The organism is Bacillus sp. NSP9.1 (assembly GCF_000465465.2).
Lineage (GTDB): Bacteria > Bacillota > Bacilli > Bacillales > Bacillaceae > Bacillus > Bacillus sonorensis_A.
In genome coordinates this window covers 1,126,905-1,142,380 of record NZ_CP048273.1, presented here as the reverse complement: position 1 = coordinate 1,142,380, position 15,476 = coordinate 1,126,905, and the positions used below count along the sequence as shown (strand labels likewise).

Below are 15,476 nucleotides of genomic sequence, written 5' to 3'. Positions count from 1 at the left end.
GGATTCATCTCCTTTCTTATACGTGAGCATTCCCCAAATCGGGCCGGTTATGAATAATCCTTTCGAGTATTTCGCTGATGTCCAGGTCCGACTTTTCTTGCAGATATTGACTGACATTCGCCTGGAAACGAGTGAGGCTTTCTTTCGAGCGAAAAAAAGAAAGCAGCTGTTCTTCGATCGGCTGTTTGTTCCCGTCCTTCAGCTCAATGACAAGATTCCGTTTCTTCAGCAAGTTCATGTTCATTTCCTCCTGCCCCGGCAGCGCATGATAGATGAAAGCCGGAAGCTGTTTTTCAATGCATTCGCTGATCGTAACACCTCCGGGCTTTGTGATCATTCCCGAAGCCCGTTCGTATAAGCGGTTCATCTCAGACTTGCTCTCAATATAGGGAAAGGCTTGGATCAAGGGATGGTTTAAGCTGTTGACATAACGGTAGAGCTTTCGGTTTTTTCCGCATAGAATGTGATAGGCGACATCTCCTTTTGGCGAGAGCTCCCGCACGAGCTTAAAAATACCGCCCACCCCCATGCTTCCGCCGGTAATCAGCATGTTGTAAAACGGTTTTTTCTCGCTATGATGGGCGGTTTGATCCTGCGCTTTGTAGGCGCGGTGAACCGGTATGCCGGTTAGAAAAATCTTCTCTTCATCAACTCCTTCGGACAAGAGCTGCTCTTTAATATCTTTGATCGGCGCAAAGTGATAATCAATATGCTCCCTGCCCCAGATCCGGTTGACGAAAAAGTCGGTATAGACGTTGACGACTTTCATGTTTGGAAATTGACCTTTCAGCTTGTTTAATAAATAAGAGGGCAATGCGTGCGTACAAAACACAATATCCGGCTGTTTGTCTTCGATCATCTGCTTCATGCTTTTTAAAAAGATCAGTTCATACATGAGGTGGCGCCGATACGTCTCATGGCTCCCGCAGGCAAGGATGTGATAGACGGAGCTGTAGACTTTCGGGAAGTATTGTATCCATTTTAAATACGCCGCGGAGGAAACCTTTTCAAGGCGCCGATATGTATGTGAAAAAATATCAATTGTCTCAGAGTGGTGCGCTTTCAGGCTCAGCTCGGCCTGAAGTGAATCGGCAACATGATGATGACCTGTTGAAATGCTGAGAAAAGGGAAAATCAGTGCCGTTGTCATTTCAAGGTCCTCCATTTCAGATGATAAATGTTTTCCATTTATATTTTGAAATAATCCAGCCAAAATATAAGTGAATTTTTTGAAGCGAAAGGAAGGTGACAACTTGAGAAGCTGTTTTTTGTCAATATGGAGTGTGATTGACCCGTTTTATTATTTTTTTTCCAGACTGACGCTGATCGATAAAAACAAAAGAAGCATTTTTCGCGTCCGTTTGACGAAGTATAAAGGGATCGATGTGATATTAAGCGATGGAACGGTGATTAAAAAGAACGATGTTCTCATTAAAATTCATCTGCATAATATTAAACTGATCAAAGAGCTGCAAAATATCGAAAGCGCTGTCAGAAGGGGAATTATCATTTATCAAAAGGCTTGCGTATCGATGCCGATTCTGGCACAATATGTAAAAAGCCATAAGCACACTGATCAAATCAAAGGGATCATCGGCATAACAACGCTGCACAAAGGTGTTGAACGGCTCGGATTTGAAGCGGTTGAGCCTGCCAATAAGTTTTACAGGACATTTAAGAAACTCACGCAAATCCCGATTTTATTTTTAATGACAAAGCAATTTTCTTTTCGCAACATCCCGCCATCCCATTATTTGTTTATCTCAAAAGAAAAACTGTTTCATTCCTACCTTCAAAAATAACAAAAAAGAGACTGATGCTATGCAGCAGCCTCTTCTTTTTATGAAATATGATGGAATGTCACTTCCGGCCTGCTTCCGATGCGGATGTTGGCTCCGGTCTGACCCAATCCTTCACTGATATAAAAAGGTTTATCATGATGATAGTGCAAGCCTTTGATCATATTCATTCGCACAAGCTTTCCCATCTTCACGAGATGATAAGGCTTCGGCCAATGAATTTGTCCGCCGTGAAAATGCCCTGACAAAAGGTAGTCGAAGTGAAATTCCTTCATATCAAGCACAACATTCGGATCGTGCGTCAGTACGAGATGATAGCCGTCTTTTACCCCTTTATATGAGTCTCGGACATTGCTTCTTTTTGTACTGTAGTCATCAATGCCGATAATGTTTAATACCTCGCCTTCCACTTCTATGGAGACGTGTTTGTTTTGCAGGGTGACACATCCGTTTTCCTCCAGAACGCTTTTCAGCTTTTGAAAATGTTCACCTTTCAAGACGTAGTCATGGTTCCCGAACACGGCATACATCCCGTAGGCCGGCTTGAGCTCCCGCAACGCTTTCAAGTACTGAATCAGCTTGGGAATGCTTCGTTTTCGATCAAGAAAATCGCCTGTCAACGCGATCAGATCGATTTGTTTTTTGCCGGCAAGATCAACAATCTTTTCCGGAGAGATCGAAATGTTTTCTAAATGAAGATCTGATAGATGCAGGATGTTCAGCTTTTTTTTGAACGTCTTTGCATGTGTCCGGTTGACGGTAATCGTGTTGACTTTCACATCTTTTGTATTGTGATTCGCTTTATATAAAATAGGAATCATTCCTAATATCAACAATAAGAGTACAATGATAAACATAACAACATCTCCTCCCTCTTACTAGTATAGTAAGCCGGCAGGATGTTTGATAGTGGGAAATAATAGTATATCAATCTATTGACCTATATAAAAAACCGATTTCTCTTCGGAAATCGGTCTAAAGAAATAAAATGAACAGGAGAATGCCGAGAATGATCCGATAAATCGCAAACGGAACGAGTTTAATTTTATTGATCAGTCTGAGGAAAAAACGGACGACGAAAAGGGCAACCACAAAAGCGCTGATAAATCCCGCGATAAAAAACGGGAGAACGTCCGCGCTTAAGAATTCGCGGTTTTTAATCAAGGAAAGCAAGCTTGCCCCCATCATGATCGGGATCGCCATAATGAACGTGAAATCGGCGGCCGCTCTGTGATTTAATCCGAGAATGACACCGCCCGAAATCGTTGAGCCTGACCGGGAAAAGCCCGGCCAAAGCGCCAGACATTGAAACAGCCCCATACCAAGCGCCTGTTTGTATGTCATTCTGTCGACTGAGTCAGTCGTAGATTTCCGTTTATTGATCACATCCGCAATCAGCATCAGAACCGCCCCTGCGATGAGTCCGACGGCGACGGTGCGGACGGAGAACAGGTACCGGTCAATATAATCCTCGAATAAAAACCCAAGCACTGCGGCGGGAACGAGCCCGACGGCGATTTGTGCGAGCGACAGCCGGCTGCCTTGCTTCTGCTCCTCCGTGATGTTTTTCTTCATGCCGAGCAGATTGAGAATCCGGTCTTTGAAGACGATGGCGACGGCCAGAATGGAGCCGAGCTGAATCACAACTTTAAAGGTGTTGGCCGCTTCCGGAGTAAGCAGCTCTTTTGACTTGAGCCACAGATCATCGGCGATGATCATATGCCCTGTTGACGAGACAGGCGCATATTCAGTGAGCCCTTCAACAATTCCCAACATAACGGCGACAATAAGATCCCAAAAATTCATATGTCATTCCTTTCTCTTTTTTCGCATCTCACGGCGCGAAATTGGAAACCTGTCCTTATCAGCATTTATATTGTTCGTTTCCGGGGTTTATGTTTGGTCTTCTTCTGTTTTTTCATACAGGTGTGAACGCTGTTTAAACCACTCAAACAGATGGATGACAATGACTTTGATGACGGCATATCCCGGAATGGCAAGGATGACGCCGATGACGCCGAACAGCTTGGCGGCCGTCAGCAACACAAAAATGATCGTCACCGGATGGATATGCAGATTTTTCCCCATGATCTGCGGCGAAATAAATTTGCCTTCAAACAGCTGGACAACGGTCCAGACGATAATCAGCTTCACAAGCATAAACGGGGATGTCACAAGGGCGATAATAATCGCCGGCGTGATCGCAATCGTCGGCCCGAGATACGGGACAATGCTCGTACATGCTGCGACAACCGCCAAAAGAGAAGCATATTCAAGGCCGATGATCATATACCCAATGAACAAAAGACAGCCGATGCAAAAGCTGACGATGATCTGTCCCCTGATGTAGGAGCTTAAGCGGTGGTTCATCTCAGACATCATGACATACGTCTGTTCTCTTAAACGGACCGGGACGACTTTCAAAATAAACAACGGCAGTTTTTTGCCGTCCTTCAGCAAGTAAAACAGGATAAAAGGCACGGTCACAATGGAGATAACGACTTCGGTCACAGCCCCGATAAAGGTTCCCACACCGGTGAACGTACTGTTTAAAATACTTGTTGCCTGATCGGATAATTTTCCGGCCAGATCCGTCAGGTTAATATTCAGCGTCTGCTGCACTTGGTTGAAAAACCGGCTTCCGATCAGCTGTTTAATTTGATCCTCGACAATGTGGACATACCTTGGAAAATTGTTGACGAGGCTCATAATCTGTTCCTTCAAAAACGGGATGACCGAGACGATCGAGATCGTAATCAAACCGATGATCACGATGTAAAGAAGGAGTATCGAATACACTCTCTTCACTTTTTTCCGTTCCAAAAAATCGACGATCGGATTTAGCAGATAATAGACAACGCCTGTCAGCACAACCGGCAGAGCGACCGTCTCGATGAGAACAATAAAAGGTGTGAAGACAAATGAAGCTTTCGTAAATACTAGGATGTTCAGTCCGATCAGCAGCAGGACAAGCAAAAACAACACGAATTTATTGTCTAAGAAAAACTTTTTAAACCTGCCGCCCCACATTTGCAATGATTCCATGGCGTTCCTCCATTAACGTCGTTTAAATAGATTGTACACTATTGCTTCTGTACTGAAAAATAAAAACCGTGCATTTTGGTCTTTTTTTCCGCTTGTTCATCAAGATGGTGATCAAGTGTTTCCGACTTTTGTCTTCCGGCTGCAAAACAAAACGCGGTATACTATTCTTATATCACCTGCGGAGGGGGAAATGAGCATGATACGGTTCGGTGTAGTCGGAACCAATTGGATTACAGACCGCTTTCTTGAAGCGGCAAGGATGACGGACGATTTTCAATTGACAGCCGTCTATTCAAGGACGGAGGAGCGCGGGAGCGAATTTGCCCAAAAATACGGCGTGACCGCCGTTTTTACTGATATTGAAAAGATGGCTGCAAGCGACTGTCTTGATGCGGTTTACATCGCAAGTCCCAATTCTTTACATAAAGAACAAGCGGTGACCTTCATGAAAAACGGGAAACACGTTTTATGCGAAAAGCCGCTTGCGTCCCATGTCGGAGAGGCTGAGGAAATGGTGAAAACAGCCCGAGCTCACCGGGTCGCTTTGATGGAGGCCATGAAAACCACGTTTCTTCCAAACTTTCAAAACATCATCAGCCATTTGCCGAGGATCGGAAAAATCCGTCGCTTTATAGCCAGCTACTGCCAGTATTCCTCGCGTTATGACGCCTATCGAAACGGCACCGTTTTAAATGCGTTCAATCCCGCTTTTTCAAACGGCTCCCTGATGGATATCGGCGTCTATTGCATCCATCCGGCTGTCGTTTTGTTTGGGAGGCCGCTCGATATTAAGGCGAACGGGCTGATCCTTGAATCGGGAGCGGATGGGGAAGGAACGGTGCTTTTAACATATGAGGGGCATGAAGCCGTCCTGATGCATTCGAAAATCGCCGACTCCTACATCCCGGCGGAAATTCAGGGGGAAGACGGCTCAATCATCATCGATAAAATCCACCGGCCTGAAAAGGTCGAAATCCGTTTCCGCGACGGCAGCATTGAAGATATCACACTCGCTGATAAAAAGCCGGCGATGTTTTATGAAACAGTCGAATTTATCAATTTAATTAAACAGGGCCGGATCGAATCAACCTGGAATTCGTTTGAACGGTCTCTCGCCACTTTAGCGGTCATGGATGAAGCGCGAAAGCAGATCGGCCTCGTTTTTCCGGCAGACCGAAAGACAAACAAATGAGCCGCCGGATTGAAGGGCGGCTCCTCTCTTAATATTGCGCCAAAAGATCGGCAAATGCTTTGACATAAGCCGGCAGATCGGGCGGGCGGCGGCTGGACACGATATGGCCGTCAACGACAGCGGGTTCATTCACCCATGTGGCGCCGGCATTTTCCATGTCATCTTTAATCCCCGGCGTGCTCGTCACCTTCCTGCCTTCCAAAATGCCGGCGGAAATCAGCACCCAGCCGGCGTGGCAGATTTGTCCGATCGGCTTCCGCCTTTCGTTGAATGTCCGGATCATGTCAAGCACTTCGGGGTATCTTCTCAGCTTATCAGGCGCCCATCCCCCCGGAACAAGAATCGCGTCATATTCTTCGATGTTCACGCTTCTCATATCATAATCCGATACCGCAGGGACGCCGTGTTTCCCTTTGTATTCATGATCCGCTTTTTCACCGATGATATGAACGATCGCCGCTTCTTCCTTAAGCCTTAAAATCGGATACCAAAGCTCTAAATCTTCAAATTCATCGCTCACCAGAGCCATGACTTTCTTTCCTTCCAATCGCATTCGGATTCCCTCCCATTTTTCCATCAGGTCCTATATTTATTCCCTTCCCGTTCTGGCGGTAAACATGCCTCTTTCCGAAAAGGCCGCCGGATAAAGCCGGCAGCCTGGGAAATTAGTCTATTTTAAATTTTTTCGTCAAATCGCGAAGCTCTTCAGCCATTTGTTCGAGCGTGGCTGCGGATGAACTGATTTCTTCCATTGAAGCAAGCTGCTCTTCCGCGGAAGCGGCGATATCCTGAATGCTGCCTGAGCTTTCTCTCGATACTTCGGCGATTTCTTCCACCGCACCGGCGACTTGCTGTGAGCCCTGTGACAGCTGTTCAACAGCGGTGTTCATCATCTGCAGTTTTCCTGCGATTTCGTTTGTCATGTCATAGATTTGTTTAAAGCTTGCATCTGTTTCATCTGTTATGTTGAGCCCGGACTGTACCTCGCGGTTAACGTTCTGGAACATTTCAAGGGACTTTCCGATTTCATTGACGATTTCCTGGATCAGGCCTTCGATTTCCTTAGCGGATGAAGCGGATTGTTCGGCCAGTTTGCGCACTTCCTCAGCTACGACTGAGAAGCCCCGTCCGGCTTCTCCAGCCCTTGCGGCTTCAATCGCCGCATTCAGCGCCAGCAAATTCGTTTGATCCGCGATCCCGTTGATGACACGCAGGATGGCTGTAATGTCTTTTGATTTGCCTTCAAGGCCTTTGACGACAGATTCCGCCTGTTTGACTGACTGGTCGATTGAGTTCATCTGTCCGACTGTTTTTTGCACAAGCTCTCCGCCTGTTCCGGCGATTTCGGTCGATTGCAGCGATGATTCCGTAATCGAGGCGGAGGTTTTGGACATGTCAAGCAAGCGGTTATTCATGTCTGTCAGCTGCTCAGCGCTTGTTTCGACTTTCTCATTCTGGCTTTCATTTCCGTTGGAAAATTGTTCGATCGCCGATGTAATATGCTCTGTCGCCTTGCTTGTCTGATCTGCGCTGGCCGTCAGCTGTTCTGACGAAGAAGCGACATTTTCAACAGAGGTCTGGATGACGCTGATCAATGAACGAAGCGACTCAGCCATTTCATTAAAGCTTATGCCCAACTGTCCAAGCTCATCCTTTGTACGGACATTGATCGTCTGTGTCAGGTCTCCGCTGCTGATGTTTTTCGCGGACGAAACAAGCCTTCTTAACGGGCCTGTGATCGATCTGATGATCAAGATCATCAGAAAGACGCCTGCTGCGATGCTGACGGCGAGCGTGATCAAAGCGGCGTTTAAAACAGGCTTTGATGCTTCGGCGATTTCATCTGAATACATCGTTCCGCCGATTTTCCAGCCGGTCAGTTTGTTTGTCGCGAAAGCCATTTGCTTATCGCCGTCTAATCGATATGATATTGTCCCTTTTTCCTTGGCGTAAACCGCTTTAGACCAGCTGCCGTCAACAGCTGAGCCCGCTTCATTTTTCGGGTGGGCGACATACTTTTTATCAGCGCTTGTGATAAAAGCGTAGCCCCTCTTGCCGATTTTGACGCGCTCTGTTGCTTTAATCAGCTCATCGATTTTCATGTTGATCGCCACAACGCCGGAGCCGTCCTCATTTTGCTTGGCGATCGTGATGACCATCGTGCCTGTTGACGCTGTCTTGTAAGGATCTGTGATGACCACTTCTCCTTTATGTTCAACAGCCTTTTTATACCAATCTCTTTCAACCGGATTATAGCCGCTTGGCATTTCCTGAAACGGATAGCGGACGAACAGCCCGTCTTTTGATCCCGTAAAAATACCTTCGACATCAGGATGCAGTTTGGCATACTGTTCAAATTTGTCTTTGATGGAGGCATTCCCTTTCTCTTGATATGAACTTTCCTTAAACAAACTTGAGAAATGGGATGCCGCATCCGCTTTTTGACTGATATTCTGATCGATGATGTCATTCAGCTGTTCGACGTTCTCCCGCGCATTGTCCATGATCTCCGTTTTAAGCGTACTGCTTGCCGTCTGGTAAGCGCTGTATGAGAGAACAATGATCGGAACGGTTAAAATAAACAAGAATGAAAGAATTAATTTCTTGCCTATTGAAGGATGTTTGATCCATTTGATCATTTTTGACATGTCTTGTTGACTCCTTTTCTTTTATATTCTTTAATATCGGTTTTCCCATATGGGTTTTTTAACTTTTTTATAGTCAAAATGAACTAAAAACACCCAGAATGGTTCTGGGTGTTCTCACTTATTCGATCTTGAATTGCTTTGTCAAATCCCGCAGCTCCTCAGCCAGTTCCGCCAATGTTGTTGAAGAAGCGCTGATCTCCTCCATTGAGGCGAGCTGTTCCTCCGCTGAAGCGGCGATATCCTGGATGCTTGCGGTGCTTTCTCTGGAAACATCTGCAATCTCTTCGACAGCGCCCGACACTTCCTGTGATCCTTGCGATAGCTGCTCTGCAGCGGCATTCATCGTCTGCAGCTTGCCGGCAATATCATTTGTCATCTCATATATGGTTCTAAAGCTTGACGCCGTTTCATCAGTTATGTTGAGCCCTGACTGGACTTCATGGTTGACCGATTGAAACATGTTCAGAGAGTGATCGATTTCTTTGACGATTTCCTGAATCAGATTTTCGATTTCTTTCGCCGAATCCGCTGATTGGGCCGCAAGCTTCCTTACTTCTTCGGCTACGACCGAGAAGCCTCTGCCCGATTCCCCGGCACGGGCAGCTTCGATCGCGGCATTCAGCGCAAGCAGGTTCGTTTGATCAGCGATTCCGTTAATGACGCGCAAAATGCTCGTGATGTCTTTTGATTTGCCTTCAAGTCCTTTGACGACCGCTTCGGCCTGCTTGACGGACCGGTCAATTGAATTCATTTGGCCGACCGTCTTTTGCACAAGCTCTTCCCCTTTGCCGGCAATCTCCGTCGATTTGACAGAAGCATCGGTAATGACTGCGGACGTTTTGGACATATCCTGCAGTCCGTTGTTCATCTCATTCAGTTGCTGTGCGCTCGCTTCTACTTTTTCTTTCTGGCTTTCATTCCCGTCAGAGAATTGTTCAATGGCCATTGTGATATGTTCGGTCGCTTTGCTTGTCTGTGCAGCGCTTGCGTGCAGCTCTTCAGATGAAGACGCCACATTGTCGACCGACGTTTGAATGACGCTGATCAGCTTCTTGAGAGAATCGGCCATTTCATTAAAGCTTGTCCCAAGCTGGCCGAATTCGTCTTTAGAACGGACTTCGATTTTTTGCGTCAAATCTCCGCTGCTGATGCTTTTCGCCGAGGAAACAAGCTGATTTAACGGTTTGCTGATTCCGCGAACGATGAAGTAGACGAGAATCCCTCCGAGGGCGATCGCAGCCGCCAAAATGATCATCGCCATATTAAATACCGGCTGGGCCGCTTCAGATATTTCCTCCGTAAACATCGTTCCGCCGATTTTCCAACCGGTCAGCTTGTTTGTTGTGAAGGCCATCTGCTTTTCTTTGCCTTGGAACGTATATTGAAAAGAACCTTTTTCTTTGCCGTACATTTGTGCCACCCAATCACCTTTGCCCTCCGTTCCGGCTTTAATGGTCGGATGGGCCACATACTTTTTGTCATCGCTTGAAATAAACGCAAACCCGTTTTTGCCGATATTGACGCGCTCTGACGCTTTAATCAGCTCATCGATTTTCATGTTGACAGCGACAACACCGGAGCCGTCCGCCGTCTGCTGTGCGATCGTGACGACCATCGTGCCGGTCGAAGCCGTTTTGTAAGGGTCTGTCACAATGACTTTGCCTTTATTTTCAACGGCTTTCTTATACCAGTCCCTTTCAACCGGATTATAATCGCTTGACATCTTTTCATTTGGGTAGCGGACGAACAATCCGTCATTTGAACCTGTGAAGATTGCTTCCACGTCTTCATTCAGCTTGGCGTACTGCTCGAATTTTTCCTTCAGTGACACATTTCCTTTCTCTTTATAAAGCTTCTCATTCACCCAATCGCTGAAATAGGAAACCGCATGTTCTTTCTTTCCGATATTTTGATCAATGATTTCATTGAGCTGTTCAACATTATCCTGGGCGCTTCTCATGATCTCGCTTTCGAGAGAGCTTCCCGCCGTGTGATAGGCGCTGTAGGATAGAGCTAAGATCGGTACTGTCAGCACCAATAAAAAACTCAAAAACAGCTTTTTTGAAATAGACGGACGTTTGAGCCAGTCCAATTGTGTTTTCATTTGATATAACTCCTTTAGTTCAAGATTATGAAACTAATATCGGAGACCGGGCTCATTTGTGTATATTAAAAAACTTTTATAAGTATTTCAGAAAATTCTTTAAAGCGAAGCAAAAAATCCTAAAACGGTTAAAGTTTTAGGATTTTGTCTTCCTTTCAGCGTGACCTTCAACCCTTGCAGTCTAGGAAGGCCGAGCATCGAAGCGGGCTTTCACAGGATGTGATGACGGCGGCGTTCAGGCAGGACGCCTGCGCAATTAGCCGCCGTTCCTTTTTCTATTCGTGCGCACCGACTTAGCAGGCCTGACAACGAATGCGAGGGTTTGTCGACACGCAGAAAGGGCTGTTAAAACAGCCCTTTCTGCTATTCAAGCTTAAATTTTTTCGTTAAATCGCGAAGCTCTTCTGCCATTTGTTCAAGAGTTGCAGCTGATGAGCTGATCTCTTCCATGGAAGCGAGCTGTTCTTCCGCCGATGCGGCAATGTCCTGAATGCCGGCGGAGCTTTCTCGTGAAACATCTGCAATCTCTTCGACAGCGCCCGAAATCGCTTGTGAACCGTCTGTTAATTGTTCGACCGTGCCATTCATCGTCTGCAGCTTTCCGGCGATTTCATTTGTCATATCATAGATTTGCTTAAAGCTTGATTCCGTCTCTTCTGTAATGACAAGACCTGACTGCACTTCCTCGTTGACGGATTTGAACATGTTGAGAGAGTGTTCGATCTCTTTGACGATGTCCTGAATCAGCGTCTCGATTTCTTTCGCCGATCCTGCTGATTGTGCGGCGAGCTTCCTTACTTCTTCAGCGACGACTGAAAAGCCTCTGCCCGATTCTCCGGCGCGCGCTGCTTCGATGGCGGCGTTCAGCGCCAAAAGATTCGTCTGGTCGGCAATGCCGTTGATCACGCGGAGGATTGCCGTGATGTCTTTGGATTTTGATTCCAATCCTTTGACAACGCGTTCAGCCTGCTTGACTGATTGATCAATCGAATTCATCTGACCGACGGTTTTCTGGACGAGCTCTCCGCCTGTTTCGGCAATTTCCGTCGATTGAATGGATGAAGCCGTAATCGTTTCTGATACACCGGCCATTTCGGTCAGCTGGTCATTCATTTGGCTGAGCTGTCGTGAGCTTGTTTCGACTTTTTCGTTCTGATTTTCAGCGCCGCTTGAGAACCGCTCGATGGCCAATGTAATATGTTCGGTCGCTTTGCTCGTCTGATCAGCGCTTGCTGTCAGCTGTTCTGAGGATGAGGCTACATTGTCAACCGATTCTTGAATGGCACTGATCAGCGCGCGCAATGAGTCGGCCATCTCGTTAAAGCTTGTGCCAAGCTGACCGAGTTCGTCCTTGGAGCGCACTTCGATTTTTTGTGTCAGATCCCCATTGCTGATGCTCTTGGCAGATGAAACGAGCTGATTTAACGGTTTGCTGATCGCCCGGACGATGAAGTAGACGAGAAGGCCGCCCAATACAATGGCTCCAGCCAGCGTGATGATCGCCATATTGAAGACCGGCTGTGCAGCATGTTTGATTTCGTCTTTATACATCGAGCCGCCGATTTTCCAGCCAGTCAATTTGTTCGTCGTGTAAACCGTTTTCTTTTCTTTACCTTTTTCCGTAACATCGAACACGCCGCTTGCTTTGCTGTACATGTTGTCGGTCAAAGCCGTTCCCGCTTCAGTGCCGGCCTTGATCTCAGGATCGGCGATATAGTTTTTGTCATTGCTTAATATGAAAGCATGGCCGGTTTTGCCGATATTGATGCTGTTCGCCGCTTCGATCAGCTTGTCAATATTCATGTCAAGCGCGACAACGCCTGATCCGTCTTTCGTTTGCTTTGCGATGGTGACAACCATATGTCCTGTTGATGCCGACTCATATGGTTCTGTGACGATCGTTTCGCCTTTTTTTTCTACCGCCTGTTTATACCAATCCCTCTCCACCGGATCATATCCATCCGGCAGTGGTGCATTAGGATATTGAGCATAGATGCTTTCATTCGAGCCGGTGAACACGAGCTCCACATCAGGATTTTGCTTGGAAAATTGCTCAAATCTTTGTTTGATGGAAGCCTGTCCCTTCTCCTCGTACGCCTTTTGATCCACCCATTCGCTGAAATACGCGATAGATGTTTCCTTGGCGCCGATATTTTGGGTGATCACTTCATTCAATTCATCGACATTGTCTTTGGCGCTCCTCATGATCTCGTCTTCAAGCGTACTGCTCGCCGTGTAGTATGAAGTAAACGAAAGTACTAAAATCGGAATGGTTAAAATTAATATAAATGAAAAAATGAGTCTTTTTGAAATAGAAGGACGCCTTGTCCAGTCCAATAGCCTTTTCATAAATGATGTCTCTCCTTTCTCTACTTTTATCGGAGAGAGATCATATTTTTTAAATAAAAAAAGCGGGAAATGAAACCATTTTCGTGCCCAAGCTTTAAGGCATATCTTAATAAAAAAGGAAAAGGGTGTTTTTCCATGATAAATATTTCGGGCTATTGGCTTCGCCCTGAGGATGCGGAAAAACTGAATGTCAGCGGGATGCAAAAAGAGATTGCCGACCAGATGCTCGCCATGCCTTCCAGCTACAGCTACAGCACGGTGTCTGAACTGTTATTCGAGCTCAGCTTCAGGGAGAATACGATCGAATCAGCCAGGGCGCTGATCAACAGCGGTGCCAGGTTTGCCACATTTTCAAAAACATATGGCAATGAGGCGTATTGGAGGGTGTCGCCTGAAGGGGCATTGGAGTTGAGATACAGAGTGTCCCCTTCCAATGCGATAAAAGACATTTTTGAAAGGGGCTCTCTTTATGCGTTTGAATGTGCAACTGCCATCGTCATCATCTTTTATATGGCGTTGATCAAAACGATTGGCGGGCAAACGTTTGATCAGCATTATGACAGAATCATCTTATATGACTGGCATTATGAGAAGCTTCCGATCTACACGGATAAAGGGAACGATTATCTGCCCGGAGACTGCCTGTATTTTAAAAATCCCGAATTTGATCAGGAAAGGCCGCAATGGCGTGGAGAAAACGCCATTTATTTAGGCCATAATCAATATGCGGCACACGGATTGGGTATCCTGAGCGCCGAAGCTATCATAGAAAAGTTGAATAAGCTGAGAAAACCGAATGCACAGATCTCCGCCTATTTGATGAGTCAGGTGACACGGGTCGATATTCCGACGATCTTTCAGATCATCAGATAACGCCGGCGGGACAGAGCTGTTCCATCAGCTCTTCTACGGTTGTTTCTTTTTCTATAGCGCGCGCGGCCTGACCGCACCATAAAGACATGTTGCCGGGGTTGTTTTCAAGCTGCGCCTTTTTTCTCATCGGTTTTGTCAATGCGTTTTGCAGCGGATACGGCAATGCCTCATCCTCATCTTGCCGCCTGTCTTCCATCCACTGATTGACAATGCCTCTTGCCGGTTTTCCTGAAAACAATCTCGTCAGCCTTGTGTCCGTCTCAGCCGCCCTGATCAATTGTTGCTTGTAAATTTGAGATGTTCCGCTTTCACTGCACGCCAAAAATACGCTTCCCAATTGGACGCCTTGTGCGCCCAGCGCGAAAGCTGCCGCTACTCCTCTTTTGTCAAAAATGCCTCCCGCCGCGACTACTGGAACCGACACATGGTCTGCCGCTTGCGGAATCAGGGCCATTGACCCGACGGCGGCCTCTCCCTTCGTATGTAAGAAAGCTCCCCTGTGACCGCCCGCTTCACTTCCCTGAACAACGATGACATCCATGCCTTTCTCTTCAAGCAGCAGCGCTTCTTCAACAGACACTGCGGTTCCGATCAAACAGCATTGTCGTTTTTTAAGCTCTCCTACAACCTCGACGGGCGGGACACCAAACGTAAACGAACAGACTTTGACATCCGATTTGAGAATGATGTCAATTTTTTCATTAAAATCAGACCAATCCTGTTCCTCGCTTGTCTCAGGCTCTGCCGACTGTGATAAAGGGATTTTCTTTTGCCAGCCTTCCAGTTTTTCGCGGCTGACCTGTTCCCTTTTTTCCGGAACAAACAGATTGACTTGAAACAAGGCGGGTGTGAGCTCTTTCGTTTCTTCGATCTGCCTTTTTAAAGCTGCAGGTGTCAAATAACCCGAAGCCAGGCTGCCCAGACCGCCTTGATTGGAAACAGCGGCAGCAAGCCGGGGCGTTGCCGGTCCGCCGGCCATCGGCGCTTGTATAATCGGCTTTGACAGCGAGAGAAGCTTCATTAATTCGTTCATTGCCGTGATCCCCCTTTTAATCGGCTATGATTTTAAAATAGCAGGTTCGCGATCTCGGACCGTCGAATTCGCAGAAATAAATGCCCTGCCATGTGCCAAGAATCAGCTTTCCGTCTGCAATGATGATGTGTTGTGACGCCCCGACAGTGCTCGATTTCATGTGAGCGGCAGTATTGCCTTCCATATGGCGGTCAAGTCGATGCTCCCAAGGATACACTTCATCAAACCGTCTCAGCATATCGCGTTTTACATCGGGATCAGCGTTTTCGTTTATCGTAATCCCGGCTGTTGTATGGGGGCAATAGATGATCACGGCGCCGTTTGAAACGCCCTTTTCCGTGATAAACTGTTGCACTTCATCAGTGATGTCAAGCATTTCATCGCGCCGGGCTGTCTGTATCCGTATTTTTTTCAGCATATACAATCGGCTCCT

General features: G+C 46.7%; 13 protein-coding genes. 3 read left to right on the top strand and 10 right to left on the bottom strand.

Annotation, left to right across the window (positions count from 1 at the left end; all coding sequences use genetic code 11):
- Positions 1–16: 16 nt before the first annotated feature.
- Positions 17–1,150 carry an MGDG synthase family glycosyltransferase gene (locus tag M654_RS05620; RefSeq protein ID WP_026588524.1) on the bottom strand — a complete coding sequence of 378 codons (1,134 nt, stop codon included), beginning with the start codon at positions 1,148–1,150 and terminating at the stop codon, positions 17–19.
- A 103-nt stretch (positions 1,151–1,253) separates the two neighbouring features.
- Between M654_RS05620 and M654_RS05615 the strand changes: the two genes are divergently transcribed.
- The gene (locus tag M654_RS05615; RefSeq protein WP_026588525.1) at positions 1,254–1,802 is read left to right on the top strand and encodes a YkoP family protein; all 549 of its coding nucleotides are present in this window, start codon (positions 1,254–1,256) and stop codon (positions 1,800–1,802) included.
- Positions 1,803–1,840: 38 nt separating this feature from the next.
- Here M654_RS05615 and M654_RS05610 read toward each other — a convergent pair whose 3' ends face one another.
- The 3 genes from M654_RS05610 to M654_RS05600 all read right to left on the bottom strand — a co-directional run bounded on the left by M654_RS05610 (position 1,841) and on the right by M654_RS05600 (position 4,844).
- A complete protein-coding gene (locus tag M654_RS05610) occupies positions 1,841–2,656 on the bottom strand; it encodes a metallophosphoesterase (RefSeq protein ID WP_026588526.1) in 816 nt (271 codons plus the stop codon).
- A 118-nt stretch (positions 2,657–2,774) separates the two neighbouring features.
- Complete coding sequence (locus tag M654_RS05605; protein WP_026588527.1) at positions 2,775–3,605, bottom strand: undecaprenyl-diphosphate phosphatase; 831 nt, start codon at positions 3,603–3,605, stop codon at positions 2,775–2,777.
- A gap of 87 nt (positions 3,606–3,692) precedes the next feature.
- A complete protein-coding gene (locus M654_RS05600; protein WP_026588528.1) occupies positions 3,693–4,844 on the bottom strand; it encodes an AI-2E family transporter in 1,152 nt (383 codons plus the stop codon).
- Positions 4,845–5,040: 196 nt separating this feature from the next.
- Between M654_RS05600 and M654_RS05595 the strand changes: the two genes are divergently transcribed.
- A complete protein-coding gene (locus M654_RS05595) occupies positions 5,041–6,036 on the top strand; it encodes a Gfo/Idh/MocA family protein (protein WP_026588529.1) in 996 nt (331 codons plus the stop codon).
- Between the two features lie 28 nt (positions 6,037–6,064).
- Here the strand turns inward: M654_RS05595 and M654_RS05590 are convergent, their stop codons facing one another.
- From M654_RS05590 to tlpB (M654_RS05575), 4 genes are all read right to left on the bottom strand, one after another.
- Positions 6,065–6,589, bottom strand: a complete 525-nt coding sequence (locus tag M654_RS05590) for a type 1 glutamine amidotransferase domain-containing protein (protein WP_026588530.1) — start codon at positions 6,587–6,589, stop codon at positions 6,065–6,067.
- Positions 6,590–6,701: 112 nt separating this feature from the next.
- Positions 6,702–8,675: a methyl-accepting chemotaxis protein gene (tlpB, locus tag M654_RS05585; protein WP_442858864.1), complete on the bottom strand. Its 1,974-nt coding sequence runs from the start codon at positions 8,673–8,675 to the stop codon at positions 6,702–6,704.
- 127 nt (positions 8,676–8,802) lie between these two features.
- Entirely contained in the window at positions 8,803–10,788 is a 1,986-nt protein-coding gene (gene tlpB / locus M654_RS05580) for a methyl-accepting chemotaxis protein (RefSeq protein ID WP_026588532.1), read from the bottom strand.
- 363 nt (positions 10,789–11,151) lie between these two features.
- The gene (gene tlpB, locus M654_RS05575; RefSeq protein WP_026588533.1) at positions 11,152–13,137 is read right to left on the bottom strand and encodes a methyl-accepting chemotaxis protein; all 1,986 of its coding nucleotides are present in this window, start codon (positions 13,135–13,137) and stop codon (positions 11,152–11,154) included.
- Between the two features lie 135 nt (positions 13,138–13,272).
- Between tlpB (M654_RS05575) and M654_RS05570 the strand changes: the two genes are divergently transcribed.
- On the top strand, positions 13,273–14,010 hold the full coding sequence (locus tag M654_RS05570; RefSeq protein ID WP_026588534.1) for a protein-glutamine gamma-glutamyltransferase: 738 nt from the start codon (positions 13,273–13,275) through the stop codon (positions 14,008–14,010).
- Here M654_RS05570 and M654_RS05565 read toward each other — a convergent pair.
- Positions 14,003–15,043 carry a nitronate monooxygenase gene (locus M654_RS05565; RefSeq protein WP_026588535.1) on the bottom strand — a complete coding sequence of 347 codons (1,041 nt, stop codon included), beginning with the start codon at positions 15,041–15,043 and terminating at the stop codon, positions 14,003–14,005. The two genes, M654_RS05570 and M654_RS05565, sit on opposite strands and share 8 nt — an antisense overlap.
- Before the next feature lie 16 nt (positions 15,044–15,059).
- Positions 15,060–15,461 (bottom strand): secondary thiamine-phosphate synthase enzyme YjbQ, encoded by a 402-nt coding sequence (locus M654_RS05560; RefSeq protein ID WP_026588536.1) that lies wholly within the window; start codon positions 15,459–15,461, stop codon positions 15,060–15,062.
- Positions 15,462–15,476 lie beyond the last annotated feature (15 nt).

Coding starts and splice junctions, on each gene's coding strand:
- tlpB (WP_026588532.1), bottom strand. CDS start 10,788: ATGAAAACACAATTGGACTGGCTCAAACGTCCGTCTATTTCAAAAAAG.
- M654_RS05595 (WP_026588529.1), top strand. CDS start 5,041: ATGATACGGTTCGGTGTAGTCGGAACCAATTGGATTACAGACCGCTTT.
- M654_RS05590 (WP_026588530.1), bottom strand. CDS start 6,589: ATGCGATTGGAAGGAAAGAAAGTCATGGCTCTGGTGAGCGATGAATTT.
- tlpB (WP_026588533.1), bottom strand. CDS start 13,137: ATGAAAAGGCTATTGGACTGGACAAGGCGTCCTTCTATTTCAAAAAGA.
- M654_RS05610 (WP_026588526.1), bottom strand. CDS start 2,656: ATGTTTATCATTGTACTCTTATTGTTGATATTAGGAATGATTCCTATT.
- M654_RS05620 (WP_026588524.1), bottom strand. CDS start 1,150: ATGACAACGGCACTGATTTTCCCTTTTCTCAGCATTTCAACAGGTCAT.
- tlpB (WP_442858864.1), bottom strand. CDS start 8,675: ATGATCAAATGGATCAAACATCCTTCAATAGGCAAGAAATTAATTCTT.
- M654_RS05605 (WP_026588527.1), bottom strand. CDS start 3,605: ATGAATTTTTGGGATCTTATTGTCGCCGTTATGTTGGGAATTGTTGAA.
- M654_RS05600 (WP_026588528.1), bottom strand. CDS start 4,844: ATGGAATCATTGCAAATGTGGGGCGGCAGGTTTAAAAAGTTTTTCTTA.
- M654_RS05570 (WP_026588534.1), top strand. CDS start 13,273: ATGATAAATATTTCGGGCTATTGGCTTCGCCCTGAGGATGCGGAAAAA.
- M654_RS05560 (WP_026588536.1), bottom strand. CDS start 15,461: ATGCTGAAAAAAATACGGATACAGACAGCCCGGCGCGATGAAATGCTT.
- M654_RS05565 (WP_026588535.1), bottom strand. CDS start 15,043: ATGAACGAATTAATGAAGCTTCTCTCGCTGTCAAAGCCGATTATACAA.